Origin of the sequence: Dyella sp. (genome assembly GCF_035685805.1) — a bacterium.
Lineage (GTDB): Bacteria > Pseudomonadota > Gammaproteobacteria > Xanthomonadales > Rhodanobacteraceae > Dyella_A.
Genome location: NZ_DASSAB010000049.1, coordinates 51,932 through 78,573, shown reverse-complemented (window position 1 = coordinate 78,573; position 26,642 = coordinate 51,932). Strand labels below are relative to the sequence as shown.

The following is a 26,642-nucleotide window of genomic DNA, read 5'->3' as shown; positions in this document are numbered from 1 at the left end:
GCCGCTTTCGGCGCAGAGCTTCGCGTAGGCCGAGCGTATGTCGGCATCGAGATCCGGTTGCAGCGGAGCATCGATCACCCAGCCGCGGATCTCGGCGCCGGCCGCGGTGAGGGCGGGGACGTCCTCGACGTCGATGACGTCGACACCCTGGTGGCGGCCGGCAAGGAGATCCGCGGCTGGATCGTCGACACTGCCCTGCCCGCCGAGCTCGAGCAGGCGATCCGCGCGGCCTACATCAAGCTGTGCAGGGACGCCGGTGCCGACGACATCGCGGTTGCGGTTCGTTCCTCTGCTACCGCCGAGGACCTGCCCGACGCCTCGTTCGCCGGCCAGCAGGAAACCTTCCTCAACGTGGTCGGCATCGACGACGTGCTGCACAAGGTGAAGGAGGTCTTCGCCTCGCTCTACAACGATCGCGCGATCGCCTACCGCGTGCACCAGGGCTTCAAGCACGAAGAAGTGTTCCTGTCCGCCGGCGTGCAGCTGATGGTGCGCTCGGACGTGGGGGCCTCCGGCGTGCTGTTCACGCTGGACACCGAGTCTGGCTTCCGCGACGTGGTGTTCGTCACCGGCTCCTACGGCCTGGGCGAGATGGTCGTGCAGGGCGCGGTGAATCCGGACGAGTTCTACGTGTTCAAGCCCACGCTCAGGGCCGGCAAGCCTGCCCTGCTCCGCCGCAGCCTCGGCGCCAAGCAGCAGCGGATGGTCTACTCGGACCAGCCCGGCGAGCGCGTGCGCATCGAGGAGACGCCGGCCGGCGACCGCAACCGGTTCTGTGTCACCGACGGTGACGTCGAGGAGCTGGCCCGGCAGGCGCTGGTGATCGAGCAGCACTACGGCCGCCCGATGGATATCGAATGGGCGAAGGACGGCCACACCGGCAAGCTGTACGTGGTGCAGGCGCGTCCGGAGACGGTGAAGTCGCGCGCGCACGCCACCCAGCTGGAACGTTTTCACCTGGGTGAGCGCGGCAAGGTGCTCGCCGAGGGCCGCGCGATCGGTCAGAAAATCGGCGCCGGCAAGGCTCGCGTGATCCGCTCGCTGAAGGACATGAACAAGGTACAGCCCGGCGACGTGCTGATCGCGGACATGACCGATCCCGACTGGGAGCCGGTGATGAAGCGCGCGGCCGCGATCGTCACCAACCGCGGTGGCCGCACCTGCCACGCCGCAATTATCGCCCGTGAGCTCGGCGTGCCTGCCGTGGTGGGCACCGGCAACGCGCTCGAGCTGATCCCCGATGGCGCCGACGTCACCGTGTCCTGCGCCGAGGGCGATACCGGCACCATCTACGAGGGCGTGCTGAAGTTCGATCGCGTCACGGCCGACCTGGGCGACATGCCGGAGGCCCCGCTGAAGATCATGATGAACGTGGCCAATCCGGAACGCGCGTTCGATTTCGGCATGCTGCCGAACGCGGGCATCGGCCTGGCCCGTCTGGAGATGATCATCGCCAGCCATATCGGCGTGCACCCCAGGGCGTTGATCGAATACGGCAAGCAGGACGCCGAGACGCGGGCGCGCATCGACGAGCGGATGGCCGGCTACGCCGATCCCGTGTCGTTCTATGTCGACCGCCTTGGCGAAGGCATCGCCACCATTGCCGCCTCGGTCTATCCCAAGCCGGTGATCGTGCGCCTGTCCGACTTCAAGTCGAATGAATACGCAGGGCTGATCGGCGGCAGCCGCTACGAGCCGCATGAAGAAAACCCGATGATCGGCTTTCGCGGTGCCAGTCGCTATGTCGACTCCAGCTTCGCCGAGTCGTTCGGGCTGGAATGCAAGGCGGTCAAGCACGTGCGCGAAACCATGGGCCTGGACAACGTCTGGGTGATGATCCCGTTCGTGCGGACCCTGGATGAGGGCCGCAAGGTGATCGAGGTACTGGGCAGGAACGGCCTCTCCCAGGGCGAACATGGCCTGAAGGTGATCATGATGTGCGAGGTGCCGTCCAATGCCCTGCTGGCGGACGAGTTCCTCGATATCTTCGACGGCTTCTCGATCGGCTCCAACGACCTCACCCAGCTCACCCTCGGCCTCGATCGCGACTCATCGATCGTTGCCAACCTGTTCGACGAACGCGACCCGGCGGTAAAGAAGCTGCTGGCGATGGCAATTAAGACCGCGCGCGCCAAGGGCAAGTACATCGGCATCTGCGGCCAGGGCCCCAGCGATCATCCTGATCTGGCGGAGTGGCTGATGGATCAGGGCATCGAGTCGGTATCGCTCAATCCGGATACGGTGGTCGACACATGGCTGCGGCTGGCCAAGAAGAAGGCAGGCTGAGCCAGCTTTCGGCGCCAGTGGCAGGCATGGAAAAGGCGGGGCAACCCGCCTTTTCCATGCCTGGGTTGCGCTCACCCGGTGTTGTCGTGCACTGCAGCTTGCTCCGGCGCGGGCGGTACGGCTAGCGTCGTACAGCTGTTTGAACAGATGGATGGCTCCAAGGAGCGCATTTCATCGACGCGACGCCATCGGGGATCTCAATGCGTACGAGCGGGGGCACACAGGCAGCCGACACGCGTCACCGGCTGCTGGAGGCGGCCGAGTTGCTGTTCATCGAAGGGGGCTATGACGCCTTGTCCCTCCGCGCGTTGACGGCACGTGCGGGAGCAAACCTGGCGGCGGTGAACTATCACTTCGGCAGCAAGGAGGCGATGCTCAAGGAACTGCTCGCGCAGCGCCTGGATCGACTCAACGAGGAGCGTCTGCGCCTGCTCGACGCCTGTGAGTCCCACGGCACGGTACCGGATTGCGTCACCATCCTGGGCGTGCTGTTCGTTCCGGCGCTGCAGCTGGGGCGGGATCCCTCCGCCGGCCCTGCCTTCCTGCGCCTGCTCGGCCGCGTCTACAGCGACGCGTCGCCATTCATACGCGACCACCTGCAGCGACACTACCACCCGATCTTCGACCGCTTCTTCGAGGCCTTCGCGCGCGCACTGCCGCATCTGCCGCGCAACGAGCTGGGCTTGCGACTGCACTTTGCCCTGAAGTCGCTGTCCGGCGTGCTGGCCGCCGACGACCTCGGCGAGCTGGTGGCAGAACTGAGCATGGGCCAGGACATCAACGACGCGGAGCTCCTGGCCCGGTTGGTGGCGCTGGTCTCACCCGCGCTCACGGCCCCGTTAGGCACGCCGCAGCAAATCGCCGTCATCGACCGACTGCTGCGGCAGGCCGCCGATGATGCTGCCCGCACCATCCCCTCCTCCCGCTCGACAGGTACCAACTGCACCCTGCCGGCGTGACCGGCTCGCGTGGCCGAAGATCGCCCACAAAAAAGCCCCGCATCGCTGCGGGGCTTTGCTGTCTGGCGGAGAGGGTGGGATTCGAACCCACGGTACGCTTGCACGTACGCCTGATTTCGAGTCAGGTACATTCGACCACTCTGCCACCTCTCCTGAGGGGTACGCACGGTGGTCCGCGCGAGCCGGGAATAATACGCATGCCCGTGCGCCGTGACAACTACCGGAGCATGCGGCATGCTGCAGCGCTGACTATTCCTGGCCTCCCATGATCGAATTCGGACACGGCACCCACGTGGGGCTGCGCCGCACGCGCAACGAGGATACCTACTTCGCCGATCCGGCCCTGGGGCTGTTTCTGGTGGCCGATGGCATGGGTGGGCATCAACACGGGGAAGTGGCTTCGGCGATGGCGCGCGACGCCGTGGCAGAGCAGATCAGGCAAGGCAAGTCGCTGGTTGAGGCGGTGCACGCGGCGGCCCTGCGCCTGGAGTCGCATGCCCGGCAGAGCCGGGACGCTTTGCCGATGGGCACGACGCTGGCCGCTCTGCATGTGGACGAGGAGCACTATCAGCTGGCCTGGGTTGGCGACAGCCGTATCTATCGCCTGGATCCTCCTTTCCGCCAGGTCAGCCACGATCATTCGCTGGTGCAGGAGCTGATCAACGCCGGCCGCCTGGACCCGGAACTGGCCGCACGCCATCCGCAGCGCAACGTGCTGACCCAGGCGCTGGGCATCACCGCGGCCGACCAGTTGCACGTGGGCATGGCGCGAGGCACGCACACGCCGGGCGTCGGCTTCCTGCTGTGTACTGATGGCTTGACCGAAGGCATGGACGACGCCGCGCTCGCCCGCATCGCCACGCGCGGCGACCTCGCTGCACAGGAGTGCGTGGATCACCTTCTGCTCGACGCCTTGGACGCCAGTGGCAATGACAATGTCACGGTGATCCTGGTCCGGCTGAGCTGACGACTCAGGGCGCCTGCGCCGTCAGCCGCCGCCAGAGGCTCTGCCCGCCGGCGCTCTTGTCCAGTGCATCCAGCCGCTGGTCATGCGCAGCGAGTTCGTCGGCACTGGCGCACAGCACGCGCGGCCGCCGCAGCAGCTCCACCGGCACGACGATGGCCGAGCGCTGCTCCTCGCCGGCACCCTCGAACGCCAGATCCAGCGCGACCTGCCCCGAGGTCATGGCGATATAGACGTCTGCCAGCAGCTGGCAGTCGATCAGGCCACCGTGCAGGTCGCGCGCCGAGTTGTCCACGCCCAGGCGTTTGCACAACGCGTCCAGGCTGTTGCGCTGCCCGGGATAGCGCTCGCGCGCCATCGCCAGCGTGTCGAGCACGCTGCAGCGGTCGGCGATGGTGCCCCGCGGCTGCGCCAGGCGGCCAAGCTCGGCGTTGAGGAATCCGAGGTCGAACGCGGCGTTGTGGATGATCAGCTCGGCACCGTCGATGAATTCCAGAAACGCGTCGACGACGTCCGGAAACCGCGGCTTGTCCAGCAGGAACTCATCGGCAATGCCGGTGACCTGCCGCGCGCCCTCATCAATGGCCCGATCGGGGTTGAGATAAGTCTGGTAGCGGCGGCCGGTGAGCCTGCGCTCCACCATCTCGATGCAGGCGATCTCGATCAGGCGGTGACCCTGGCGCACCTCCAGACCGGTGGTCTCGGTATCGAGGACGATCTGCCTCATGCCTTGCCTCGTAACTGCTCAGCCTGCGCACGCGCCGCCTCGTCCACCCGCTCGTTTTCCGCATGGCCATTGTGGCCGCGCACCCATTGCCAGCGCACCTGGTGGGCGGCGACAGCCTCGGACAGCCGCTGCCACAGATCCTGATTCTTCACCGGCTGCCGGCTGGCAGTCTTCCAGCCGTTCGCCCGCCACTTGGGCACCCACTGCTCGATGCCCTGCATTACGTACTTGGAGTCCGTGGTCAGCTGCACGGCACACGGTCGGCGCAGGGCCTCCAGCGCTGCGATGGCCGCCATCAGCTCCATCCGGTTATTGGTGGTGTCAGGGTCGCCGCCAGCCAGCATGCGTTCGGTTCCCTTGGATCGCAGCAAGGCCGCCCAGCCGCCGGGCCCGGGATTGCCGAGGCATGCGCCGTCGGTGAAAGCGTGTACTTCGGTCAAATTAGATCCTTGTTCCATATCAGGCAGCTTCGGAGGCGTTGCGTCTCGCACCGGGTACGAGCGCCGGGTCGGCTGCGCGCACTGCGACCGGAACCGGCCGGATCGGAATCGCGGCCCGTCGTTGCTTGCGTGCCAGCAGCACGTATCCACCGCCTGCCGCCTCCGAAAAATGTGGCTGGCCCACACCGCCAGGCAGCACCTGGCCCACGCGACGTACGCGCTCCACCTGCATGGCGCCACGCCGCAACCACTCGCCCAGTTGCAGCGGCATGTGCAGCCGCAGGTGCTGTCCGCGCGCGCGCCATGCAAGCCAGGGCGTCCACAGGCTCAACGGATGGATGCCGGTGGCTACCAGCAGTCCGCCAGGCGCAAGTACGCGCACCGCCTCTTCCAGCAGCGGCTGCGGCAGCGCCGCCCGTTCCAGCGAGTGTCGCAGCACAACCAGCTCGATCGAGTCGTCGCCGAACGGCAGCGGCTGGTCAGCGCGTCCAACGATGTCGCCTTGATACCGGTCACCGCTGAAAAAGAGCCGGGTCCAGCACGACAGCATCGGTAACGCCGGTGGCGTGTCGTGCGCTGCCCCGGACAGCAGCAGACCATGATCGCCCCGGCAACGCTGCAACTCCGGCAGGAGCTCGCGCGCTTCATCCTCCAGCAAGCGCTGGAGCGGTGCGCTTGCGAAGATGTCGAAAGCTGGTGCGGGCATGCGATGCATCCGGTCGATGACCGGCGAAGTGTAACGGGTGCACGAAGTCACCGGCAGCCATCGGCCCGCATCGGTTAACGAGGCACTAACGAGGACGCCTCGCGGCGCCGCTATAGTCGGCCGCCCGGTCGCCTTCTCGATCCGTCCGACCTCTCTCGCCGAAGCCATCTGCGGAGTAATGACATGCACCTCGTGGCGCTGCCAGCCTTGGCCGACAATTACATCTGGCTCCAGCATGACGATGACGGGCACGCGCTGGTGGTCGATCCGGGCGAGGCGGAACCGGTCGAACGGGCCCTGCGGGAGCGCGGCCTGTCCTTGCGGGCAATTCTTCTGACGCATCATCATCAGGACCACATCGGCGGCGTCGAAGCGCTGCGGAGGAATCATGCTGCGGAGGTCTACGCCCCGCACGACCTGCGCATCGACCACGCCAACCAGCGGCTGGCCGACGGCGATACCCTCGAGCTCGCGACACCTGCAGCCCGCTTCGACGTCATTGCCGTGCCCGGCCACACGTTGAGCCACATTGCCTACGCCGGCGAGGGCGTGCTGTTCTGCGGCGACACGCTTTTCAGCCTCGGCTGCGGACGCCTGTTCGAAGGCACGCCCGCGCAAATGCTCGCTTCACTGGATCGACTGGCCGCCCTGCCAGGGGACCTCCAGGTGTGTTGCGCCCACGAGTACACCGCCGCGAACGGACGTTTTGCCCGGGAAATCGATGGCGGCAATGCGGCGCTGGAAGCCCGGCTCGCCGAAGTGGCCCGTCTTCGAACCGCATACCAGCCGACGCTGCCTGTGCCACTCGAACGCGAACGGCAGACCAACCCCTTCCTGCGCGTGGACGATCCGGCTCTGGTGGGGTGGGCCGCGCGGCGCGGCATCGGCACGCTGGATCGCGAAGCGCGATTTGCGGCGATTCGTGCCGCCAAAGACGCCTACCCGGGATGAGCCACCCTCTCGCGCGGCGCTCACGTCCACTTGTTCTGCTCCTGGTCATCGCGCTGGCTGCCTGCACCACGCCGGCACACAGGCCCACGCCACCCGCAGGCGAAGCCAACCCTGTTCCGGCTCCTGCCGAAAAGGTGCCTCAGTCTGCCCCGCCGCCGGTCGTCACCGCCGAGGTAACGAGCCCCCCTCAAGACATCTGGTCGCGGCTGCGCGACAGCTTTCAGATGAACGACTGCACCGGTGACGCCTCGGTGCAGTTGTGGGCACGTCGTTTCACCGCCAGTCCGAAGCGATTTGAACAGCGCATCAAGCTTTCACTGCCGCGGCTGACGTTTATCCAGGGCATCGCGGCCAGATACGGCGTCGCGGGAGAGTTTGTCTTGCTGCCGTGGGTGGAGAGCCGCTATCAGCCGGTACGGGGCCATGGGCGCCAGCCGGCGGGCATGTGGCAGATCGTGCCCGTCACTGCCGGCGCGATGGGCCTCCGAGTCAACCGCGGTTTCGATGGTCGCATGGACGTTGCGGCGGCCACCGAAGCGGTCATGGCCATGCTCGCCCGCTATCAGGACCAGTTCCACGACTGGCGCGTCACCGACTACGCCTACAACGCCGGCGAGTTTGCCGTGCGCCGCCTGATCGCTCGCCATGGCCTGCCGCCGACAGAGCCGGCGATCCCTGCGCTGCCTGTGCGCAACGTGACGCGCGAACATCTGGTAAAGCTACTCGCGATCGCCTGTGTGGTGCGCCATCCCGATCAGTTCAACGTAACGCTGCCAACGCTTCCGGAGGATCAGCACCTCGTGGCCGTGCCCATCGATCGTGCGATGAGCATGAGTAAAGCGGCAGAGCACGCGGGGATGTCGGTCGACGTACTGCGCAGCTACAACGCTGCGTTCCTGAACAACCGTATTGATCCGGATCTCGCCGATACGCTGTTGCTGCCGGGCGCCCGTGCCAACCAATTCCAAGCAGCCGTGCAGGCATCCGTGCAGAGCCCGGATACCAGCGCGTCGACGAGCGAGCAGCCGCATTCGCACGCGCAGACCCACGTCGTACGATCGGGCGAGAGCCTGTGGGGAATCGCCAGAACGTACGACATCACTGTGGCCAAGCTGCGCCGCTGGAACGCTCTGGTGGGGAACGTCGTGCGACCCGGCCAGGTGCTGGTCGTGTCGAAAGATCTTTGATCTGACCGCCGCACGACGCTGCGTCTTGCATAAAAAAGGCGGCCCCGAGGGCCGCCTTTTCCTGAATCTGCCTGTGCGCCAGACTCGGCTCAAAGGCGATCTTTCGCGACCTTGATCTCGGTGCGCGCCTTCACCTGGTCGATGAACTCGTGCGCCGCTTCAGTGCCATATGCCTTCGCCATCTGCGCCTGCAGCGTGGCGCGATCGGCGGCCGCAATCTTGCTCATGTCTGCACCCTCCACCTTGTCCAGCGCCACCAGCGCATAACTTCCATCGGCCATCTCCACCGTTCCGAATACCGGCTTGCCTTCTTGCGGATGTGGCATCAGGAACGCTCGCTCGCCGATCGAGGGCGGCAGGCCCGGCTGGGAGCGGACTACCTCCGGGGCGGCTTCCACCTTGGCTCCCGCGGAAGCAGCAACGGCGTCGAAAGCCTCGCCCTTGAGCAAGCGCGCCACGAGTGCCTGGGCCTGCGCCTTGGCCGCCTCGGTGGTGCGCTCGGCGAGCACGCGCTGGCGCACCGTATCCTTCACCTCCGACAGCGGCTTGGCCGCCGCAGGCACGTGCTTGTCGACACGTACCACCACTGCCCTGTCCGTCCCCAGTTCGATCAGGTTGGAGTTGTTGCCCTGAGCAAGTACGTCGTCACTGAAGGCCGCCTTCAGCACCTTCGGATCGCTCGCGATATCGGCACCGCCGGCGCGGGAAAACAGGTCGGTCGTCTTGATCTTCAGCCCGAGCTCCTGGGCCGCAGGCTCAAGCGATGCCGGATTCTGGTAAGTCTTGTCGGTGAGCTTTCCGGCCAGCTCATTGAACGCGCGATCACGCGAGCCGGCCTGCGCCTCTTTCGCCAATTCGTCGCGCACTTCCTCGAACGGCTTGGCCTGTCCGCTGCGGACGTCGCGTAGCCAGATGACGTGGTAGCCCTCGTCGGACAGCACCGGCTTGGAAATCTGGCCCTTCTGCAAGGCGAACAACGCCTGATCGAAGGCTGCGTTGGTCACGCCCTTCTCGAGCCAGCCCAGATCACCGCCCTGACGGCGGGAGCCCAGATCTTCCGAGTCTGCCTTGGCCAGCGCGGCGAAGTTGTCGGGCTTGGCCTCGGCAGCGATCTTCTGTGCCTTGGCGAGCGCGGCCTTCTGCTGCTCGGGCGACGCGTTTTTCGGCACGTCGATGAGGATGTGGGACACAAGCCGCTGCTCGGGCTGGATGAAGCGCTGCTTCTCGTCGGCGTAGCGCTTGCGCAGCTCCTCGTCACTCGGCGTCTCAGAGGACTTCAGGTCCGAACCATTGACCTCGACATATTGCAGCGAGACCTGCTCCGGGCTGATGAACGCGTCCTGGTGCTGCTTGTAGTAGCTGGCGATCTGCTGCTCGGTGACGGTCTCATCTTCGAGCTTCGGCAGGGGCAGCTGCGCATAGCGCACGCTGCGACGCTGCAAGCGCAGATTGATGTAACGATCGACATCGGCAGGCGTGATGATGGTGCTGGCCGTGATCGCATCCGGAATAATCCCAGGCTCCAGCGATGCGCGGATCTCGCTCTCGAACATCGCCGGGGTCTTGCCCTGAGCGGCCAGCACGGTGCGGTAGGTGGTGGGGTCGAAACGGCCGTCCAGCTCGAACGCCGGAATGCTGGCGATGAAGTCACGCACCTGCTGGTCGGACACTTGCACACCCAGGTCATCGTTGGCCTTGGCGAGGACCTTTTCGTCAACCAGCTGATCCAGAATCGCCAGTTTGGTGGCCGGCTGCTCGAACACACTGCCGTCAAAACTGTCGCCCTGCTCCGCCACCGCCCGCTGGCGCAGCTGGTTCATGCGCTCCTGGAACTGCTGCTGGCTGATTTCCTGCTTGCCGACTTTCGCCACGAACGTATCGTTGCGCGACATGAAGTAGGACTCGATGCCGAAGAAGGACATGGCAAAAACAGCTATGCCCAGAATGACGATGGACGGCCATCCGTGCATCTTGTTACGCAGAGCCTGGAGCATGGAGATCTTCCCGAGGATCGTGGTGCGGCGCACACAGTGCGCAGTGCATAAATGACAAGGGCGCCACGCGGGCGCCCTTGCTAACTCTGGCGGAGCGGACGGGACTCGAACCCGCGACCTCCGGCGTGACAGGCCAGCATTCTAACCAACTGAACTACCGCTCCGCATTTTTTCTGGTGGGTGCTGTAGGGATCGAACCTACGACCCTCGCCTTGTAAGGGCGACGCTCTACCGCTGAGCTAAGCACCCGAAACCAAGCAGCTAGCCGCTTAGTTTAGGGCATCCTTCAGGGTCTTGCCAGCCTTGAATGCCGGGACCTTGGAGGCCTTGATCTTGATCGTCTCGTTGGTACGCGGGTTGCGACCGGTGCGAGCAGCGCGCTTGCGGACGGTAAAGGTGCCGAAGCCGACAACCGACACGTCGTCGCCCTTCTTGAGCGCCTTCTGCACGGTTTCAAAGAAAGCCTCGAGGGCGCGACCCGCGTCGGCCTTGGTCAGCTCGGCCTTTTCGGCAATCGCATTGATCAGATCAGTTTTATTCATTGAGACACTCCCTTAAACGGTTTGCGGCCCGCGTGGTCAGTTGGGACGAGACAACGCCGACATGGATGGTTGGCTCCGCTAGGCGCCGTCCGCTACCCCGCATCACAGCGCAAAAACGAAGGCGCGGAGATTGCGGTACGCCTTTATACCAGTGGGCTGCGCGAATCCGCAATACAAGTTGTACCAAGGCTTTGCGGCGATCTTGCGCATCCTGGGATCATCCCTTTGGACGCTTGACAGCGCCAGCGAAAGTGGGCTCGAAATCAGGACGCTGATGGCGCTGCAAATCACAAAAAAAACGCCCGGCGAGCCGAGCGTTTTTTTGGCTGGTTTTTTCCTCGATCAGTGAGTTCGCGAAGGGCTGCCTGCCGGATCTTCCTGCTTGACCTCGACTTTCGCTATCTCGCCACCCTTGCCTGTCGCGGGCCGTAGCGGGCGCTCCAGCGCAATGTCGAGTACTTCGTCGATCCAACGCACGGGATGGATGTCCAGCGACGAAGTGATGTTGGCGGGCATGTCGGCGAGATCCTTCTTGTTCTCCTCCGGAATGATCACCGTCGTGATCCCGCCGCGGTGCGCCGCCAGCAGCTTCTCCTTGAGCCCTCCGATGGGCAGTACTCGCCCGCGCAAGGTGATCTCGCCAGTCATTGCCACCTCCGAGCGCACGGGGACACGCGTAAGCACGGAGACGAGCGCCGTGCACATGGCGATACCTGCACTGGGACCATCTTTCGGCGTGGCACCCTCGGGAACGTGAATATGGACATCAAGTTTTTGATGGAACTCGGGATCGATCCCGAGCGCCTCGGCACGCGCTCGGACCACCGACAGCGCTGCCTGGATCGACTCCTTCATGACGTCGCCCAACTGCCCGGTGTGCACGAGCCGGCCTTTCCCTGGAACCACCGAGGCCTCGATGCTCAGAAGATCGCCGCCCACCTGAGTCCACGCGAGGCCCGTCACCAGACCAATCTCGTTCTGAAGTTCCTTGCGGCCGAAGTCGAAGCGACGCACGCCCAGATAGTGCTCAAGGTTCTCGCCCGTCACGACCACGCCGGACTCGACCACCTTGCTCTTGGACCGTTTGCCGGACGCCGACTTCGCCGCTGGCCTGGACTTCGCTTCCGCACTCTTCGCCGCCTTCTTTCCCAGCTCGCCGAGCGTCAGCTCCTTTACCACCTTGCGGCAGATCTTCGAGACCTCGCGCTCCAGGTTGCGCACGCCCGATTCGCGTGTGTAGTAGCGGACGATGTCGCGCACCGCCTCCTCATCCACGCTGAGCTCTTCCGGCTTCAGTCCGTTCGCCTTCAGCTGCTTGGGCAACAGGTAGCGCTGCGCAATCGCCAGCTTCTCGTCCTCGGTATAACCGGGGATGCGGATGACCTCCATGCGATCGAGCAACGGCCCCGGGATGTTCAGCGAGTTCGCAGTCGCGATCCACATCACCTCGGAGAGGTCCAGATCCACTTCCAGATAGTGATCGTTGAACGCATGGTTCTGCTCCGGATCGAGCACTTCAAGCAACGCCGATGAAGGGTCGCCGCGGAAGTCCATCGACATCTTGTCGATCTCGTCCAGCACGAACAGCGGATTCTTCGCTCCCACCTTGTTGAGGTTCTGCACGATCCGGCCCGGCATGGATCCGATGTAGGTTCGCCGATGACCACGGATTTCAGCCTCGTCGCGCACACCGCCCAGGCTCATGCGCACAAACTTGCGGTTGGTCGCCTTGGCGATGGACTGTCCGAGCGACGTTTTGCCTACGCCGGGCGGCCCCACCAAGCACAGGATCGGACCCTTCATGGCGTTCACCCGCTGCTGCACCGCCAGATATTCGAGGATGCGCTCCTTGACCTTCTCCAACCCGAAGTGGTCGGCGTCCAGCACGTCTTGCGCCAGCTGCAGATCCTTGTGCACCTTGGAGCGCTTCTTCCAAGGCACGCCGACCAGCCAGTCCAGGTAGTTGCGCACCACCGTGGCCTCGGCGGACATCGGCGACATCTGCTTGAGCTTGTTGAACTCCTGCCGTGCCTTGGCAAGTACCGCCTTAGGCATGCCCGCGGCATCGATCCGGCGCTGCAGTTCCTCAACCTCGTTCAGGCCATCCTCGCCCTCGCCGAGCTCCTTCTGGATCGCCTTCATCTGCTCGTTGAGGTAATACTCGCGCTGGCTCTTCTCCATCTGCGACTTCACGCGGCCGCGGATCCGCTTCTCGACCTGCTGCAGATCCATCTCTCCGTCAACGAGACCGATCAACAGCTCGAGCCTCTGACCGACGTCTGCCGTCTCAAGCACACGTTGCTTGTCAGCCATGCGGACCGAGAGATGCGCGGCAATCGAATCGGCCAGACGCGACGGGTCTTCGATGCCGGAGAGCGTCGCGAGCACTTCGGGTGGCAACTTGCGACTTTGCTTGACCAACTGCTCGAACAGCGAAGTGAGCGTGCGCGACACCACGTCCAGCTCACGCTCCTTGGTGCTGTAGACCGGCTCGATCACGTGAGACTGCGCGGTCAGCATGCCGCCGTCATCTCGGAAATTGTCAATCGCCACGCGCGACTGCCCCTCGACCAGTACTTTCACAGTGCCGTCCGGGAGCTTCAGCAATTGCAGTACCCCCGCAAGAGTGCCTACCTCGTGCAGGTCGGCAATCTCGGGATCGTCGATGTCCGGGCTCTTCTGCGCGACCAGCAGAATCTGTCGCTCGCCCTCCATCGCTCGCTCCAGCGCGCGCATGGACTTGTCCCGGCCGACAAACAGCGGGATCACCATGTGCGGATAGACCACCACGTCCCGCAACGGCAACACGGGCAGCGCGTCCAGCGTGGCGGACGCGACGAAGGTGGCGGTGGGGGAAGATGCACTTTTCGCCATGATGAAAGGTTTCCTAGCAGTCTCGCTCAAGCCTGCCCCGACACTGCGCCGGGGACACTATCCCGTCAAGTGGAGTCTTTCGACGGTGTCCACAAGTACATAGGACCAAACGAAAAAGCCCGGAACGATGTCCGGGCTTTCGCTGCGTGATACGCGACAGAGCCGCTCAGGCTGCGCCGCTGCCCTCGCCCACCGCCCGCTGCTGCAGATTGCCGCGGTAGATAAGATAGGGTTCCGCCTGGCCCTCGATGACGGCGTCATCGACGACAACCTTGCTCACGTGCTCGAGCGACGGCAACTCGTACATGGTGTCCAGAAGAACCTGCTCGAGAATGGTCCGCAAGCCGCGTGCTCCCGTCTTGCGCTTGAGCGCTTTCTTCGCGATAGCCTGCAGCGCCTCCGGGCGGAACTCCAACTCCGCGCCCTCCATTTCGAACAGCTTGCGGAACTGCTTGGTTACCGCATTCTTCGGCTCGGTAAGGATCTTCACCAAGGCGGGTTCATCCAGCTCGTCCAGCGTGGCCACTACCGGAAGACGACCCACGAACTCGGGAATCAACCCAAACCGCACGAGGTCGGCCGGCTCCACATCCGCCAGCACCTTGCCAAGGTTAGACGTACGCTCCTTGGATCGAACTTCCGCAGAGAAGCCAATGCCGGTGGTCTCGGAGCGCTGCTGGATCACCTTCTCCAGACCGGCAAACGCACCGCCACAGATGAAGAGAATGTTCTTGGTGTCTACCTGCAGGAACTCCTGCTGCGGATGCTTGCGCCCGCCCTGGGGCGGCACCGAAGCCAAGGTACCCTCGATCAACTTCAACAGGGCCTGCTGCACGCCCTCGCCGGAGACGTCCCGTGTGATGGAGGGGTTCTCGCTCTTGCGTGAAATCTTGTCGATTTCATCGATGTAGACAATGCCCGATTGGGCCTTCTCAACGTCGTAATCGCACTTCTGCAGGAGCTTCTGGATGATGTTCTCCACGTCCTCACCGACGTATCCTGCCTCGGTGAGAGTGGTGGCATCAGCGATCGTGAACGGCACATTCAACAGTCGTGCGAGCGTTTCCGCCAGCAACGTCTTGCCGGAACCGGTCGGGCCGATCAACAGGATGTTGGACTTGCCCAACTCGATCTCGTCGCTCTTCTGGCGAGACTCCATCCGCTTGTAGTGGTTGTAGACCGCCACCGCCAGCGACTTCTTGGCGCGGGTCTGCCCGACCACGTACTGGTCGAGGGTTTCCATGATCTCGCGGGGCTTGGGCAGCTGGGTGCGGCCGGAAGCGGCCTTCTCCTCAAGCTCCTCGCGGATGATGTCGTTGCAAAGCTCGACGCACTCGTCGCAGATGAACACCGACGGGCCGGCGATCAGCTTGCGGACTTCGTGCTGGCTCTTGCCGCAGAACGAGCAATAGAGAATCTTGCCGGTGTCCGTGGACCGCCCTTGCCGCTCGTCGCTCATGCTAATGATCCTGCCATGTAACCGGTTTTCGGTTTGAGAATAACACACGGCTCCGCGCCTGAATCCAGACGCGGAGCACGCTCATACAGCCTGCTGGAAGGGCCTCGCTCAGGCCGACTTGACGCTCTCGCCGGCGCGTCGGTCGAGGACCGAGTCGATGAGTCCGTACTCGACCGCTGCCTCGGCGCTCATGAAGCGGTCACGCTCCATATCGCGCTCGATCTTGTCCAGCGGCTGCCCGGTGTGATCGACGTAGATCTGGTTGAGGCGACGGCGCAGGTAGAGAATCTCCTGGGCCTGGATTTCGATATCGGTTGCCTGGCCGCGGGCGCCACCGGAGGGCTGGTGGATCATCACGCGGGAATTGGGCAACGAATAACGCTTGCCCTTGGCACCGGCCATCAAAAGCAACGATGCCGCACTGCATGCCTGCCCGATGCACATGGTGCTGACGTCCGGCTTGATGAACTGCATCGTGTCGTAGATCGCCAGACCGGCCGTTACGGCACCGCCGGGGCTGTTGATGTACAGGTGGATGTCCTTCTCCGGGTTCTCCGATTCCAGGAACAGCATCTGCGCCACCAGCAGATTGGCAACGTGATCGTTCACCTCGCCGACCAGAAAGATCACCCGCTCTTTGAGCAGACGCGAGTAAATATCGTAAGAACGCTCACCGCGAGCCGTCTGTTCGACGACCATGGGCACCAGGTTGAGACTCTTGATCGATTCCATGGTCATGCTTGCGGCTCTCCGGTAATTGGGCCTGTTGACGCAGCCTGAGATAGTACGGCTCAGGCACCCGCCGGGCGCATCACCTCGTCGAAGCTGAGGTTCTGGTCGGTGGTGATGGCATGCTCCGCCACCCACTCGGCCACCTGATCTTCCATCACGCGGTTCTGCAACCCGGACATGAGTTGGGGATCGGAGTTGTACAGTTCAATGACCTGCTCGGGCTCTTCGTAAGTCGACGCGATAGCCGCCAACTGCTCGGCAACGCGCTTGCGATCGATGGCGAGCGACTGCTTGCGTGCTATCTCACCCATCAGCAGCCCGGCCAGAACGCGCTTGCGTGCCATCGGAGTCGCTGCCTCGACCAGCGCCTGCGGCGGCTGCTGTCCCTTGGGCACGCTACCGGCTGCGAGATTACGGGCTTCGGACTGGATCATCAGGTTCGGCACCTCCGTCTCACCGTAGGCCTCGGCGAGCTTTTCGGCCACTTCGGACTTCAGGCGGGCCATCAGCGTCGCCTTAAGCTCGCGCTCCAGGTTCGCCCGGACTTCCTTGCGGAACATCTCGAGGTCGCCGTCGGCAATCCCGAACAGCTTGGCGAACTCGCCGTCGACCTCCGGCAGCTGCGGCTCCTGCACCTTGACGATGTTGAAGCTGACCGAGGCGGTCTTGCCCGCCAGCTGTTCGTTGCGGAAATCGGCCGGAAAGTCGATGTTGCTCTCGAACGACTCGTCCGCCTTGTGCCCGGTCAGCGCCTCATCCAGAGCCTTGAACAGGGTGCCCGATCCAAGCACGCTGCCAGCGCGCTCCAGACCCTCGACCGGGAAGCGATACTCGCCCGCCTGGGCGGCGTACTCGAACATCACGAAATCGCCCTCCTTCGAAGGACGATCGACCAGCTCGAACGTGCGCCGCTGCTGACGCAGCGTTTCGACCATCTTCTCGATGTCGGCGTCGGCAACCTGGGCAACGGGCCGCTTGATCTCCAGCGAGGCGACGTCGACCTCGGGGAATTCGGGCATCACCTCGAAGGTCGCCGTATAGGCAATCTCGCCGTTCTCGGGCTTGCCGGTGGTGTCGATGGCAGGATTGGCGACCGGGCGAAGATTCTCCTTGTCGAACGCCTCGCGCAAGGTGCTGCCAATCAGATCCGAAAGAACCTCGCCGCGCACCTGGGCGCCGAAACGCTGCTGGATCACGGTCGTCGGCACCTTGCCCGGGCGAAAGCCCTTGAGGCGGACCGTGCGGCCCATCTCTGCGATGCGCGCGGACACCTGCGACTCATAGCGCTCGGCGGGAAACTTCACCGTGAGCTTGCGCTCGAGCTTGCCCACGTTCTCAACCGAAACCTGCATGACGACTCCTGGATAACCTTGGGTAATGATGGCCGGACACCGGCCCTGCGGCATTTTCTGCCGCCATCAACATGAAAAGACCTACGGGATGGTGCGAAAGGCGGGACTCGAACCCGCACGGTGTTACCCGCCAGAACCTAAATCTGGTGCGTCTACCAGTTCCGCCACTTTCGCTTCGCCACCGCATCAGACACCGGCAACCTTAGGATTCTACGGGCAATCCTCCTGACGCGGCGGAGCGCGTGAAGACGAGACCCTAGAAGCCCACTGGGGTTCGGCGCTAAGTCGATGATTCCCTTGCACGAAAGCTCGACATTTTAGGATCGCGCCACGCCCAAGCACAAGCATCGGCGCAAAGGCACGAAGTGGCCGACGAAGCGCTTGCCGAGCAGGTCCCTGAAAAGCAAAACGCCGGTCGAAATCGACCGGCGTTCTGGCTTCATTGGTGGGCCGTGTAGGATTCGAACCTACGACCAATTGATTAAGAGTCAACTGCTCTACCAACTGAGCTAACGGCCCTGAAACTTAAATTGGGGTGAGCGATGGGATTCGAACCCACGACATCCGGAATCACAATCCGGGACTCTAACCAGCTGAGCTACGCCCACCGTAAAACGTTTTGTTGGCGCGCCCGACAGGACTCGAACCTGCAACCGTCGGCTTAGAAGGCCGATGCTCTATCCGGTTGAGCTACAGGCGCAGTCACCGCACGGAAGAGCCTAGCGTGGTCGGGGCAGAGGGATTCGAACCCCCGACTTTTGCGTCCCAAACGCAACGCTCTACCAGACTGAGCTATACCCCGCCTAAAACACTCATCACCTTCGCTACGCGAAGCTTTCGAATGCTACGGGTGACATCGCTATCAGTCAATCCGTATCGTGAGCACACCGAACTTCGTCGCCGTCCGGCTGCGAGGCGATGACTTGCCCCGCATGTGGGTCTGCCGTTACCGCAAGCAGATCCGGAAAAAATGGTGCGCCCGGAGAGATTCGAACTCCCGACCACCAAGTTCGTAGCCTGGTACTCTATCCAACTGAGCTACGGGCGCACACTAAAAACTCGTAACCTTGGCGAACCACCGAAGTGGTGACCGCCGAAGCAAGAAGCGGAATTATTCAGATACTGCACGCGGGCGTCAACACCTTTCGCCAAATTTTTTCGAATTCTTTTCCCGGGCGTGTCGACCACGCCCCCCAGAGCTCCCCGACCGCCGCCGTTTGGACGGCCAAAAAAAAAACGCCGCAATCGATGCGGCGCTCTTCTTTGCGTCCATCGACGAGCCATCAGCTCTGGATGGCGGGATTTCCGAGCTTGGTGGAACCTGCATCACCGCGAGGGGGCAGCGGCGGCACGGGGCCTGCAGGGCCGCTCTTGGTCCAGTCAGCCGGCGGGCCAGGTTCGCGTCCCGCCATGATGTCGTCGATCTGATGTGCATCGATCGTTTCGTACTGGAGCAACGCCTCCGCCATCACGTGCAACTTGTCGATGTTGTCGGTGAGCAGCTGCGTGCTGCGGGCATAGGCTCGGTCGAGAATGTTGCGCACGACTTCGTCGATCTTGCTCGCGGTCTCGTTGGAGATGCTCTTGTGCTGCGTCACCGACCGGCCCAGGAACACCTCGTCCTCGTCCTCACCGTACGTGATCGGGCCCAGCTCGTCGGAAAGCCCCCACTTGGTCGCCATGTTACGCGCCATCTTGGTAGCGCGTTCGATGTCATTCGACGCACCGGTCGTGACCTTGTCGGCGCCGAATATGAGCTCTTCCGCGACACGACCGCCGTACAAGGAGCAGAGCTGCGACTGGATCGCCACGCGGTTGATGCTGTACTTGTCACCCTCGGGCAGGTACATGGTCACGCCGAGCGCGCGCCCACGAGGAATGATGGTGACCTTGTAGACCGGGTCATGTTCCGGCACCAGGCGCCCGATGATGGCGTGCCCCGCCTCGTGGTAAGCGGTGAGCTTCTTCTCGTCCTCGCTCATCGCCATCGAGCGGCGCTCGGCACCCATCAGGATCTTGTCGCGCGCCTTGTCGAGATGGGTCATGCGCACCTCTCGCGCATTCTCCCGCGCCGCGAACAGGGCCGCCTCGTTCACTAGGTTGGCCAAGTCGGCACCAGAAAAACCCGGCGTGCCACGGGCGATCACCATTGCGTTCACGTCGGTGGCCATGGGCACCTTGCGCAGGTGCACCTGAAGGATCTGCTCGCGCCCCTTCACATCCGGCAGGCCGACCACCACCTGGCGGTCGAACCGGCCCGGTCGCAGCAGCGCAGGATCAAGCACGTCCGGTCGATTGGTCGCGGCAATCACGATGATCCCTTCCGTGCCTTCAAAGCCGTCCATCTCAACCAGCAGCTGGTTAAGGGTCTGCTCGCGCTCGTCGTGACCGCCGCCCAGCCCGGCGCCGCGATGACGGCCAACCGCGTCGATCTCGTCAATAAAGATGATGCACGGCGCATGCTTCTTGGCCTGCTCGAACATGTCGCGCACGCGACTGGCGCCCACGCCAACGAACATCTCCACGAAGTCCGAACCTGAGATCGAGAAGAACGGCACTTTAGCTTCGCCTGCGATGGCCTTCGCCAGCAGGGTCTTGCCGGTTCCAGGCGGGCCGACCATCAGCACGCCGCGCGGAATCTTGCCTCCGAGCTTCTGGAACTTGCCGGGATCACGCAGGAACTCGACCAGCTCGCCCACTTCTTCCTTGGCTTCGTCACACCCTGCGACGTCGGTGAAATTGACCTTTACCTGGTCCTCGCCCTGCAGCTTGGCCCGCGAGCGGCCGAAGCTCATCGCGCCACGCCCGCCGCCGCCGGACTGCATCTGGCGCATGAACCAGATGAACACGCCCGCGATCAGGATGACCGGCAGCCAGCTCACCAGAAGGTTGACCAGGGAGAAACCGGGAGCGGCATCCTGGCGAACCTCCACGCCCTTGTCCTGCATCTGCTTGACCACGGAGTTGGTGGAAAAGCCGAGCACCGGCGCCACCGTGCGGAAGGCGCTGCCATCCTTCAGCTTGCCGCTGATGGTGGCCGGATTCTCCGCACTGATGGTCGCGCTGGACACGTTGCCGTTGTCCACGTTCTGGACGAAGGCGCTGTAGGCCAAATCAGAAGAGGCGCCGCCATGCGGATTGAAGCTCTGGAACACGGCGATGAGCACCACCGCGATGATCAGCCAGAGCAATAGATTTTTAGCCATCTCGTTCATGCACGGTTCCCGCCGGATGGCGCGGTGCCGGGCTTGAGCCCGACAGCCAGCGCGTACACCTCGCGCGACCGAGCGCGTGAGGCTTTAGGTTTACGCATAGTCACGCGCGAAAAGTTCGCGCGCAAGCTGCGAAGGTAATCATCGAAACCCGCTCCCTGAAACAACTTGATCAGGAACGAGCCTCCCGGCTTGAGCCACTGCCGGCTGAAATCGAGCGCCAGTTCGGCCAGATCCATGGACCGGATCTGATCCGCCAGCGCCACGCCACTCATATTGGGGGCCATATCGGACAGCACAAGATCGACCTTCTGGCCTTCCAGTCGCGCCTCAAGCTGCGTCAACACGTCCGCCTCGCGGAAGTCGCCTTGCAGAAAATCGACCCCGGCGATGCCCTGCATGGGCAGGATATCCAGTGCCACTACCTTGCCCGAGTCGCCCAGACGCTGGCGCACCAGTTGGGACCAGCTTCCCGGCGCCGCACCCAGGTCGACCACGGAGATGCCGGGCTTGAGCAGCCGGTCGCGCTCGATCAGCTCCTCGAGCTTGTAGACCGCGCGGGAACGCACCCCCTCCGCCTGGGCCTTCTTCACATAGACATCGTCGAAATGCTCCCGCAGCCAGCGGGAACTGCTTTTGCTGCGAGACATGATCGGCAACGTCACAGATACGGAAAATGGCCTGCATGATACCCTTTGCGGCCAACCGACAGCGAATCGAGCTCCGCACCGTATGGCCCTTTCCCCCTCGCAACAGCGCTATCTGCGCAGCCTCGCCCACGACCTGAGTCCGGTTATCCTGCTCGGCGCCAAGGGAGCGACCGACGCCGTGCTGAAGGAACTCGATCTCGCGCTGTCACATCATGAGCTGGTCAAGGTAAAGCTGTCTGGCGGTGACAAGGAGGAGCGTCAGGCCCAGATCGAGTTCCTCGCGGGAGGGAGCGGCGCGGAGAGCGTGCAGCAGATCGGGCACGTCGTGGTGCTGTTCCGACGCAACGCCGACGACCCCAAGCTGGCTCTGCCCCGCTGATGGATCTGTCGCTTGATCGCCCCGAGTCGTTCCTTTTCGTGCGTCGCACGAGCCAGGAGACTGTCACGGTGGTGGACCGGGAGCTCGACCAAAGTTTTCTGCTGGCGCCCGACCGCCTGATTGAGGGATGGCCAGCGGCCTCCGCCAGCACGCTGGAGGTGAAGCACGCCGAGGCCGTGCTCGAGCTGCAGCCGGAGCTGGTGCTGCTGGGCACCGGCGTGCGCCAGAGCTTTCCGCCCGCGGCATTTCTGGCGGCTTTCCTGCGCCAGGGCATTGGCATCGAGGTCATGGACAACGCCGCAGCGGCTCGCACCTACGACCTTCTTGCCGGAGAAGGGCGGCGGGTGGTGGTGGGCTTCATCCTTGCCGGCCGCTCGCCGGCACGGTGACATTCAGCGCGGCGGCAGGTAGTCCAGCGGATTGACCGGATTGCCGTTGCGGCGGATCTGGAACTGCAACTCGTCGCGCGCTGCACCGGTCGATCCCATTTCGGCGATCTGCTGCCCGGCCGTCACCCGCTGTCCCTCTTTGACCAGCCGCTTCCGATTGTGGCCGTATGCGGACAGGAAATCGTCGCTGTGCTTGACGATCACCAACTCGCCATATCCCACCAGACCGTTGCCGCTGTAAACCACCACCCCATCGGCCGCGGCACGCACAGGGCTACCCGACGCGCCCCCGATCTCGATACCAGGGATTGCATCGCCGCTGCGGAACCCCTTGACCAGCGAACCGTCTGCTGGCCAGCGCCAGCTCACGCCGCCGATCGACCTCGAGCCGCCAGCGGCTGGAACCGGAGCGGCCGGCGGCGGCGGTGGCGGAACGGCCGGCGGCACGCCAGCAACCGGCACGTTGTCGACTACTGCAGCTGGTGCAGCTGGCGCCGGCACGGCTACTGCAACCGCCGGGCGAGGTTCGGGAATGGCCGGGGGACGAGCGGCGGGTGGGCGGGCGGGCGGGCGCACTGACGCCACCGGGGCGGCTGCTCGCGAGACAGTCGGCGCGTGCAGCACGAGCTGCTGCCCGGGCCAGATGGTGTACGGCGGTGCGATGCTGTTCCAGCGGGCGACGTCGCGAAAGTCCTGCCCATGGCGGAAGGCGATGGAGTACAGCGTGTCGCCCTTGCTCACTCGGTAGATCCCGCTGGTGCCGACATTGCGCACGGGATGGTCCACCGCGCGCGCCGGTCGACCTGAGGCGGGCTGTATCACGACGGAGCGGCGGGTTCCGCACGCGCTGATGGCAAAAGCGACAGCCACGATCGTGGCGGCGTAACAGGTTCCTTTCATGCCGTTGAGCATAGCGAGCACCGCGCGTGTTTCCTATGAAAAGGCAGCAGGTGCGAGCTCAGCGCGGCCACAACCACCAGGCGAGCAACGCGCCGAGCAGCGCAATCGCAGCCCAGCCGATCCACTCGATGTTCTTGCGCAGGATCTGCTCCGCGCGTTCCCCCACCAGACGTACCAGCAAGGCAAGCAGCCACACGCGCTTGCCGCGTCCAATCGCCATGCAGGCCAGGAACGGCAGCAGCGGCACACCGACGATACCGGCGGCCCAGGTGACGAACTTCATTGGAATCACCGGCTGCAAGGCAGCGAGCATCAGCGCGCCGAGCATCGCCAGCCAGTGCTGGGCCATGTCGGCACGAAGGTGCTCCACCCATGTGCCGATGGTTTGTTGCATGCCGTCGCTGAGCAGCGGCCGGATTCCCTCGTAAGCCCAGTGCCCGAGCGCGTAGCCGACCAGTGACCCGAGCAGCGAAAACACCAGGCTGAGGTTGGCGTAGAAGAAGGCACGATGGCGCTTGCCGAGCATCATCGGCGCCAGCATCACCTCGGGCATCACCGGGAAGATGAAAGCCTCCACGAAGCTCAAGCCGCACAGGTAGTAGACCGATTGCGGATGACGCGCCCAGACCAGTGCTCGTGCGTACAGCGCCCCGAACAGGCGCATCAGCCGATGCCGCCCAGCAGCGGAACGAAGCTGACTGCGCCGAGTTCTTCCTGGACGAAGTCGCCCTGCCCATCGCCGCGGATGCGGATGAGCGTCTGGCTGCTTGGGGAACCGACCGGAGCCACCAGCACCCCCGTGGGCGTCATCTGATCCAGGATCGCGTGCGGAATGGCGTCACCCGCGGCCGTGAGGATGACGGCATCAAACGGGCCCTCGTCAGGCCAGCCAAGCTTGCCGTCGTCATGGCGCGAGCGGAGATTCTCGATGCCCAGCTGACGGAATCGCCGACGCGCCTGGCGCAGCAGTTCCTCGATTCGCTCGACCGTGTAGACCTTCGGTACCAGCGCTGACAGCACCGCGGCCTGGTAGCCCGAGCCGGTGCCGATCTCCAGCACTTTCTGCGGCATCCCGAACTCGAGCAGGGCCTCGGTCATGCGCGCCACGACCCACGGCTGCGAGATGGTCTGGCCGTGGCCGATCGGCAGCGCGGTGTTCTCGTACGCGCGCGAGTGCAGCGCCTGGTCGATGAAATGATGCCGTGGAAGATGGCGGATCACGTCGATCACGCGGGCGTCGCGGATCCCGCCTTCCTTCAGTGCGGACGCAAGGCGGTCGCGCGCGCGCTGGGACGTCATCCCTTCGCCCTTGAGAGCCGATGGCGGCAGCGGATGGATGTTCATCGCGTCAGGCCGCCGGGGCGTCGATTGCGGCGGTCATCGCCTGCATCCAGCCGCTGACCTTCTCCAGCGCCTGGTAACGGGTCAGGTCGACGTGGATCGGCGTGACCGAGACATAGCCCCGGCGCACCGCGTGGAAATCGGTACCCGGGCCGTCGTCTTCCGCGTCACCCGCCGGGCCGATCCACCACATCGGACGACCGCGCGGATCGGTCTGCTCGATGCATGCATCCGCGCGATGGCGCTTGCCCAGGCGTGCCACCTCGAACCCCTGGATCTGCTCCCATGGCAGGTCCGGCACGTTGACGTTGAGGATGGTGTCCGCGGGCAGCGGATCGACCAGCAGCCGCTCCATCAGCATCACCACGGCTCGCGCCGCTGACTCGTAGTGCTCGCCGCGATGGTCGCGACTGGCCAGCGATACCGCGATCGCCGGCAACCCAAGGAAACGCCCTTCCATGGCGGCAGAGACGGTGCCCGAATAGATCACGTCGTCGCCAAGGTTGGCCGAATTGTTGATGCCCGACACGACGATGTGCGGTTCCTCCTCGAGCAACCCCGCCAGGGCCAGGTGCACGCAGTCGGTAGGGGTACCTGCGACCCGATAGAAGCCGTTGTCCATCCGCAGCACCCGGATCGGTGCATCGAGCGTCAGCGAATTGCTGGCGCCAGAGCGGTCACGGTCCGGCGCGACCACGGTCACCTCACCCACCGCGCCGAGACGCTCGGCGAGCACGCGGATGCCCGGTGCATCCACGCCATCATCGTTGCTTACCAGAACTCGCATGTTGATCCGTCGAAAGCCGTTGGCAGGCAGCGGTGGAGCCGGCTGCAATGCCTGAGTGCAAGAGGGCGAGTCTAACCGAGGGTGTCGCCGGTTTCATCGCGTCGCCGGTAATCCTCGCGCCGCGGCGCCTGCTCAGTTTGGGTAGCATGGGCGCATGAAAGGGCGCACGCCAACGCGGATCACCGACGACGACGCCAGGTTATTCCGGGAAGCCATCGGCGAGGTCCGCCAGTTCGACGCCGTGGCCGGGCCGCCGCCAGCGCCGAAACCGCCGCCGCGAGCCCGCATGTTCGAACAGGACGAGGCGGCCGTACCTGGCGAGCTGCTCGACATGGCGTTCGACCCCGCGCTGCTGGAGGTGGGCGAGGAACTGAGCTTCCTGCACGACGGGTATCCGCCCAAGCTGCTGAAGCAACTCAAGCGCGGGCACTTCAGCGTGCAGGACGATCTGGACCTGCACCACATGAACGCGGCCGCGGCGCAGGCGAGCATCACCGACTTCCTCGCCGAAGCACGGCGTGCCGGACTTCGCTGCGTGCGCATCGTGCACGGCAAGGGGTTGCGGTCCAAGGCGGCCGGGCCCGTGCTCAAGGCACTCACCGACCGCATGCTGCGACGGCGCGACGAGGTGATCGCCTTCGCCTCCGCACGCCCCGCCCTGGGGGGCACCGGCGCGGTGGTCGTGTTGCTGAAACGCTAGCGTTCGCTCTGGGGCAGTCGGTCAGCGGCACCAGAGGCGCTGGCAACACCTGCTTAAGCGGCCGGCTCCGTCGCCAGCTCCCGCACCACCACCGTCGCGTAAGCGCCGGCAGGGAGTTCGAACGCCAGTTCCAGCGCTGCGTCATCGAGCCAGCGCCAGCGCAGTTCCCTCGGCATCAGGCGCAGGGCCCGGCGCTCCTGATCCATCCGCGCCCTGGCAAGGCCCTGCGCGAGGTCGGCATAGCCAGCGGCGACGGCCCGTTCCAGAGCCCCCACCTCGCCGGTGGTCGGTGGCTCGCCATCGCCCCAGAGCGGGCCGGACGGATGAATGTCGCCCTGGGATAGCCGCGCAGCCAGCGCGCCGTCGAACGGCTCCGGGCCGAACCACGAGCGCGATCCGGCCAGCGCCCAGATCTCTCCTTCCAGCGCGGTGTCCCAGCTGCCCTGCTCCACGCGGCTGGCCAGCACGCTGTTGAAGATCTGCGAGCGCGCCGCCGAGAGCAGGAACGAACGCTTGTCCCGGTCGATCCGGCGTCCGGCGAACATGGCACGCGCCTGCGCCAGGTTGCCGCCCTCGCGGCCGAAGCGCTGCTCGCCGAAGTAGTTCGGGACGCCGCGGGCGGCAATCTGCTGCAGCACCCGCTCGGCCTCCTCCCGCACGCCCTGCACATCACGCAGGATCAACACGAAGCGGTTGCCACGCAGGGCGCCGCGCTTGAGCTTGCGGCTATGCCGCGTCGCTGCCAGCACGCGAACCTCCGCGTGCGGAAATGCGGACCAGTCCGGATCAGGGCGCCCCGGCAGCTGCACCGAGAAGGTCTGGCGGGTCACCGCATGACGGTCTTTCAAGCCGGCGTAACCGACGTTCATCGGCGCGACGTCGGCGAACTTCGCCAACTCACGCGCCACCCAGTCGGTGTTGGCGCCGCGCTTTTCCACCCACAACAGTGCGTGCTCGCCCTGCCCTTCGGCGTCGTAGCCGAGGATCTCCTCCACCACGAAGTCTTCGGGCGTGGTGCGCAGGCGTGCCGTCAGCGGCACGGCGCCGTAGGCGGTGGGAAGTTCGGAAACAGGCATCGCGCTCCGCCGGCAGACCGGCCGCAAGAACGGTC

The 26,642-nt window shown here is 64.5% G+C and carries 25 protein-coding genes and 9 tRNA genes; 9 read left to right on the top strand and 25 right to left on the bottom strand.

Annotated elements, in window-relative coordinates; translation table 11 throughout:
• Both ppsA and VFG40_RS14910 read left to right on the top strand, forming a co-directional pair.
• Positions 1–2,286: phosphoenolpyruvate synthase (gene ppsA, locus VFG40_RS14915; protein WP_324898875.1), on the top strand; the 2,286-nt coding region annotated here is incomplete at its 5' end.
• 200 nt (positions 2,287–2,486) lie between these two features.
• Complete coding sequence (locus VFG40_RS14910) at positions 2,487–3,245, top strand: TetR/AcrR family transcriptional regulator (RefSeq protein WP_324898873.1); 759 nt, start codon at positions 2,487–2,489, stop codon at positions 3,243–3,245.
• A 63-nt stretch (positions 3,246–3,308) separates the two neighbouring features.
• On the opposite strand, the gene VFG40_RS14905 is transcribed toward VFG40_RS14910, so the two are convergent.
• Positions 3,309–3,398: transfer RNA gene (locus tag VFG40_RS14905), tRNA-Ser, on the bottom strand.
• A gap of 112 nt (positions 3,399–3,510) precedes the next feature.
• Here VFG40_RS14905 and VFG40_RS14900 point away from each other — a divergent pair.
• Positions 3,511–4,212, top strand: a complete 702-nt coding sequence (locus VFG40_RS14900; RefSeq protein WP_324898871.1) for a PP2C family protein-serine/threonine phosphatase — start codon at positions 3,511–3,513, stop codon at positions 4,210–4,212.
• A gap of 4 nt (positions 4,213–4,216) precedes the next feature.
• Here the strand turns inward: VFG40_RS14900 and dnaQ are convergent, their stop codons facing one another.
• From dnaQ to VFG40_RS14885, 3 genes are read right to left on the bottom strand one after another with little or no spacing between them, the layout of a single operon-like run.
• Positions 4,217–4,936, bottom strand: a complete 720-nt coding sequence (dnaQ, locus tag VFG40_RS14895; protein ID WP_324898868.1) for a DNA polymerase III subunit epsilon — start codon at positions 4,934–4,936, stop codon at positions 4,217–4,219.
• Entirely contained in the window at positions 4,933–5,376 is a 444-nt protein-coding gene (gene rnhA, locus VFG40_RS14890; protein ID WP_324898866.1) for a ribonuclease HI, read from the bottom strand. The genes dnaQ and rnhA overlap by 4 nt, the downstream gene beginning before the upstream one ends.
• Before the next feature lie 19 nt (positions 5,377–5,395).
• Positions 5,396–6,334 (bottom strand): methyltransferase domain-containing protein, encoded by a 939-nt coding sequence (locus VFG40_RS14885; protein WP_324898864.1) that lies wholly within the window; start codon positions 6,332–6,334, stop codon positions 5,396–5,398.
• On the opposite strand from VFG40_RS14885, the gene gloB reads away from it, so the two are divergent.
• Together gloB and VFG40_RS14875 are read left to right on the top strand one after the other, a co-directional pair.
• The gene (gene gloB, locus VFG40_RS14880) at positions 6,266–7,033 is read left to right on the top strand and encodes a hydroxyacylglutathione hydrolase (protein ID WP_324898861.1); all 768 of its coding nucleotides are present in this window, start codon (positions 6,266–6,268) and stop codon (positions 7,031–7,033) included. The two genes, VFG40_RS14885 and gloB, sit on opposite strands and share 69 nt — an antisense overlap.
• On the top strand, positions 7,030–8,220 hold the full coding sequence (locus tag VFG40_RS14875; protein WP_324898859.1) for a transglycosylase SLT domain-containing protein: 1,191 nt from the start codon (positions 7,030–7,032) through the stop codon (positions 8,218–8,220). The genes gloB and VFG40_RS14875 overlap by 4 nt, the downstream gene beginning before the upstream one ends.
• Before the next feature lie 89 nt (positions 8,221–8,309).
• On the opposite strand, the gene VFG40_RS14870 is transcribed toward VFG40_RS14875, so the two are convergent.
• From VFG40_RS14870 to hbs, 4 genes are all read right to left on the bottom strand, one after another.
• Positions 8,310–10,214: a SurA N-terminal domain-containing protein gene (locus VFG40_RS14870; protein ID WP_324898857.1), complete on the bottom strand. Its 1,905-nt coding sequence runs from the start codon at positions 10,212–10,214 to the stop codon at positions 8,310–8,312.
• 87 nt (positions 10,215–10,301) lie between these two features.
• Positions 10,302–10,378 (bottom strand) — tRNA-Asp (locus VFG40_RS14865).
• Positions 10,379–10,388: 10 nt separating this feature from the next.
• Positions 10,389–10,463: transfer RNA gene (locus tag VFG40_RS14860), tRNA-Val, on the bottom strand.
• A gap of 20 nt (positions 10,464–10,483) precedes the next feature.
• Positions 10,484–10,756 (bottom strand): non-specific DNA-binding protein Hbs, encoded by a 273-nt coding sequence (hbs, locus tag VFG40_RS14855; RefSeq protein ID WP_019465590.1) that lies wholly within the window; start codon positions 10,754–10,756, stop codon positions 10,484–10,486.
• A 178-nt stretch (positions 10,757–10,934) separates the two neighbouring features.
• On the opposite strand from hbs, the gene VFG40_RS14850 reads away from it, so the two are divergent.
• Positions 10,935–11,105 (top strand): hypothetical protein, encoded by a 171-nt coding sequence (locus tag VFG40_RS14850; RefSeq protein ID WP_324898855.1) that lies wholly within the window; start codon positions 10,935–10,937, stop codon positions 11,103–11,105.
• Here VFG40_RS14850 and lon read toward each other — a convergent pair.
• The 12 genes from lon to rlmE all read right to left on the bottom strand — a co-directional run bounded on the left by lon (position 11,099) and on the right by rlmE (position 21,035).
• A complete protein-coding gene (gene lon / locus VFG40_RS14845; RefSeq protein WP_324898853.1) occupies positions 11,099–13,630 on the bottom strand; it encodes an endopeptidase La in 2,532 nt (843 codons plus the stop codon). The two genes, VFG40_RS14850 and lon, sit on opposite strands and share 7 nt — an antisense overlap.
• A gap of 166 nt (positions 13,631–13,796) precedes the next feature.
• Positions 13,797–15,089, bottom strand: coding sequence for an ATP-dependent Clp protease ATP-binding subunit ClpX (clpX, locus tag VFG40_RS14840; RefSeq protein ID WP_324898851.1), 1,293 nt, complete (start codon positions 15,087–15,089; stop codon positions 13,797–13,799).
• Between the two features lie 108 nt (positions 15,090–15,197).
• Positions 15,198–15,821, bottom strand: a complete 624-nt coding sequence (gene clpP, locus VFG40_RS14835; RefSeq protein WP_414649312.1) for an ATP-dependent Clp endopeptidase proteolytic subunit ClpP — start codon at positions 15,819–15,821, stop codon at positions 15,198–15,200.
• A gap of 59 nt (positions 15,822–15,880) precedes the next feature.
• Positions 15,881–17,173, bottom strand: coding sequence for a trigger factor (tig, locus tag VFG40_RS14830; RefSeq protein ID WP_324898883.1), 1,293 nt, complete (start codon positions 17,171–17,173; stop codon positions 15,881–15,883).
• Between the two features lie 89 nt (positions 17,174–17,262).
• A tRNA-Leu gene (locus VFG40_RS14825) sits at positions 17,263–17,347 on the bottom strand.
• A 269-nt stretch (positions 17,348–17,616) separates the two neighbouring features.
• Positions 17,617–17,692 (bottom strand) — tRNA-Lys (locus VFG40_RS14820).
• Positions 17,693–17,704: 12 nt separating this feature from the next.
• Positions 17,705–17,781 (bottom strand) — tRNA-His (locus tag VFG40_RS14815).
• A gap of 15 nt (positions 17,782–17,796) precedes the next feature.
• Positions 17,797–17,873, bottom strand: a tRNA-Arg gene (locus tag VFG40_RS14810).
• Positions 17,874–17,898: 25 nt separating this feature from the next.
• Positions 17,899–17,975: transfer RNA gene (locus tag VFG40_RS14805), tRNA-Pro, on the bottom strand.
• Positions 17,976–18,144: 169 nt separating this feature from the next.
• A tRNA-Arg gene (locus tag VFG40_RS14800) sits at positions 18,145–18,221 on the bottom strand.
• A gap of 235 nt (positions 18,222–18,456) precedes the next feature.
• Complete coding sequence (gene ftsH, locus VFG40_RS14795) at positions 18,457–20,388, bottom strand: ATP-dependent zinc metalloprotease FtsH (RefSeq protein WP_324898847.1); 1,932 nt, start codon at positions 20,386–20,388, stop codon at positions 18,457–18,459.
• Positions 20,385–21,035, bottom strand: a complete 651-nt coding sequence (rlmE, locus tag VFG40_RS14790; RefSeq protein WP_324898845.1) for a 23S rRNA (uridine(2552)-2'-O)-methyltransferase RlmE — start codon at positions 21,033–21,035, stop codon at positions 20,385–20,387. The genes ftsH and rlmE overlap by 4 nt, the downstream gene beginning before the upstream one ends.
• An 82-nt stretch (positions 21,036–21,117) precedes the next feature.
• Between rlmE and yhbY the strand changes: the two genes are divergently transcribed.
• Complete coding sequence (gene yhbY, locus VFG40_RS14785; RefSeq protein ID WP_324898881.1) at positions 21,118–21,414, top strand: ribosome assembly RNA-binding protein YhbY; 297 nt, start codon at positions 21,118–21,120, stop codon at positions 21,412–21,414.
• The gene (locus VFG40_RS14780) at positions 21,414–21,803 is read left to right on the top strand and encodes an Mth938-like domain-containing protein (RefSeq protein WP_324898843.1); all 390 of its coding nucleotides are present in this window, start codon (positions 21,414–21,416) and stop codon (positions 21,801–21,803) included. Before yhbY ends, VFG40_RS14780 begins: the two co-directional genes overlap by 1 nt.
• A 3-nt stretch (positions 21,804–21,806) precedes the next feature.
• On the opposite strand, the gene VFG40_RS14775 is transcribed toward VFG40_RS14780, so the two are convergent.
• Genes VFG40_RS14775 through surE form a run of 4 tightly spaced genes read right to left on the bottom strand, consistent with a single transcriptional unit; the run spans position 21,807 to position 24,831 of the window.
• Entirely contained in the window at positions 21,807–22,715 is a 909-nt protein-coding gene (locus tag VFG40_RS14775) for a peptidoglycan DD-metalloendopeptidase family protein (protein ID WP_324898841.1), read from the bottom strand.
• A 46-nt stretch (positions 22,716–22,761) separates the two neighbouring features.
• Positions 22,762–23,367, bottom strand: a complete 606-nt coding sequence (locus tag VFG40_RS14770; RefSeq protein WP_324898839.1) for a YqaA family protein — start codon at positions 23,365–23,367, stop codon at positions 22,762–22,764.
• Complete coding sequence (locus tag VFG40_RS14765) at positions 23,367–24,047, bottom strand: protein-L-isoaspartate(D-aspartate) O-methyltransferase (RefSeq protein WP_324898837.1); 681 nt, start codon at positions 24,045–24,047, stop codon at positions 23,367–23,369. The genes VFG40_RS14770 and VFG40_RS14765 overlap by 1 nt, the downstream gene beginning before the upstream one ends.
• A gap of 4 nt (positions 24,048–24,051) precedes the next feature.
• Positions 24,052–24,831 carry a 5'/3'-nucleotidase SurE gene (gene surE / locus VFG40_RS14760; RefSeq protein ID WP_324898835.1) on the bottom strand — a complete coding sequence of 260 codons (780 nt, stop codon included), beginning with the start codon at positions 24,829–24,831 and terminating at the stop codon, positions 24,052–24,054.
• Between the two features lie 154 nt (positions 24,832–24,985).
• Between surE and VFG40_RS14755 the strand changes: the two genes are divergently transcribed.
• Positions 24,986–25,531, top strand: coding sequence for a Smr/MutS family protein (locus VFG40_RS14755; RefSeq protein WP_324898833.1), 546 nt, complete (start codon positions 24,986–24,988; stop codon positions 25,529–25,531).
• Positions 25,532–25,584: 53 nt separating this feature from the next.
• Here the strand turns inward: VFG40_RS14755 and truD are convergent, their stop codons facing one another.
• Positions 25,585–26,607, bottom strand: coding sequence for a tRNA pseudouridine(13) synthase TruD (gene truD, locus VFG40_RS14750; protein ID WP_324898830.1), 1,023 nt, complete (start codon positions 26,605–26,607; stop codon positions 25,585–25,587).
• Positions 26,608–26,642 lie beyond the last annotated feature (35 nt).

Excerpts from the sequence above, each read along its gene's own strand:
- VFG40_RS14755 (WP_324898833.1), top strand. The coding sequence starts at position 24,986 with ATGAAAGGGCGCACGCCAACGCGGATCACCGACGACGACGCCAGGTTA.
- VFG40_RS14765 (WP_324898837.1), bottom strand. The coding sequence starts at position 24,047 with ATGAACATCCATCCGCTGCCGCCATCGGCTCTCAAGGGCGAAGGGATG.
- lon (WP_324898853.1), bottom strand. The coding sequence starts at position 13,630 with ATGGCGAAAAGTGCATCTTCCCCCACCGCCACCTTCGTCGCGTCCGCC.
- clpX (WP_324898851.1), bottom strand. The coding sequence starts at position 15,089 with ATGAGCGACGAGCGGCAAGGGCGGTCCACGGACACCGGCAAGATTCTC.
- VFG40_RS14770 (WP_324898839.1), bottom strand. The coding sequence starts at position 23,367 with ATGCGCCTGTTCGGGGCGCTGTACGCACGAGCACTGGTCTGGGCGCGT.
- clpP (WP_414649312.1), bottom strand. The coding sequence starts at position 15,821 with ATGGAATCGATCAAGAGTCTCAACCTGGTGCCCATGGTCGTCGAACAG.
- VFG40_RS14870 (WP_324898857.1), bottom strand. The coding sequence starts at position 10,214 with ATGCTCCAGGCTCTGCGTAACAAGATGCACGGATGGCCGTCCATCGTC.
- tig (WP_324898883.1), bottom strand. The coding sequence starts at position 17,173 with ATGCAGGTTTCGGTTGAGAACGTGGGCAAGCTCGAGCGCAAGCTCACG.
- yhbY (WP_324898881.1), top strand. The coding sequence starts at position 21,118 with ATGGCCCTTTCCCCCTCGCAACAGCGCTATCTGCGCAGCCTCGCCCAC.
- hbs (WP_019465590.1), bottom strand. The coding sequence starts at position 10,756 with ATGAATAAAACTGATCTGATCAATGCGATTGCCGAAAAGGCCGAGCTG.
- dnaQ (WP_324898868.1), bottom strand. The coding sequence starts at position 4,936 with ATGAGGCAGATCGTCCTCGATACCGAGACCACCGGTCTGGAGGTGCGC.
- rlmE (WP_324898845.1), bottom strand. The coding sequence starts at position 21,035 with ATGTCTCGCAGCAAAAGCAGTTCCCGCTGGCTGCGGGAGCATTTCGAC.
- gloB (WP_324898861.1), top strand. The coding sequence starts at position 6,266 with ATGCACCTCGTGGCGCTGCCAGCCTTGGCCGACAATTACATCTGGCTC.
- ftsH (WP_324898847.1), bottom strand. The coding sequence starts at position 20,388 with ATGAACGAGATGGCTAAAAATCTATTGCTCTGGCTGATCATCGCGGTG.
- VFG40_RS14875 (WP_324898859.1), top strand. The coding sequence starts at position 7,030 with ATGAGCCACCCTCTCGCGCGGCGCTCACGTCCACTTGTTCTGCTCCTG.
- VFG40_RS14900 (WP_324898871.1), top strand. The coding sequence starts at position 3,511 with ATGATCGAATTCGGACACGGCACCCACGTGGGGCTGCGCCGCACGCGC.
- VFG40_RS14910 (WP_324898873.1), top strand. The coding sequence starts at position 2,487 with ATGCGTACGAGCGGGGGCACACAGGCAGCCGACACGCGTCACCGGCTG.
- VFG40_RS14780 (WP_324898843.1), top strand. The coding sequence starts at position 21,414 with ATGGATCTGTCGCTTGATCGCCCCGAGTCGTTCCTTTTCGTGCGTCGC.
- surE (WP_324898835.1), bottom strand. The coding sequence starts at position 24,831 with ATGCGAGTTCTGGTAAGCAACGATGATGGCGTGGATGCACCGGGCATC.
- VFG40_RS14775 (WP_324898841.1), bottom strand. The coding sequence starts at position 22,715 with ATGCTCAACGGCATGAAAGGAACCTGTTACGCCGCCACGATCGTGGCT.
- truD (WP_324898830.1), bottom strand. The coding sequence starts at position 26,607 with ATGCCTGTTTCCGAACTTCCCACCGCCTACGGCGCCGTGCCGCTGACG.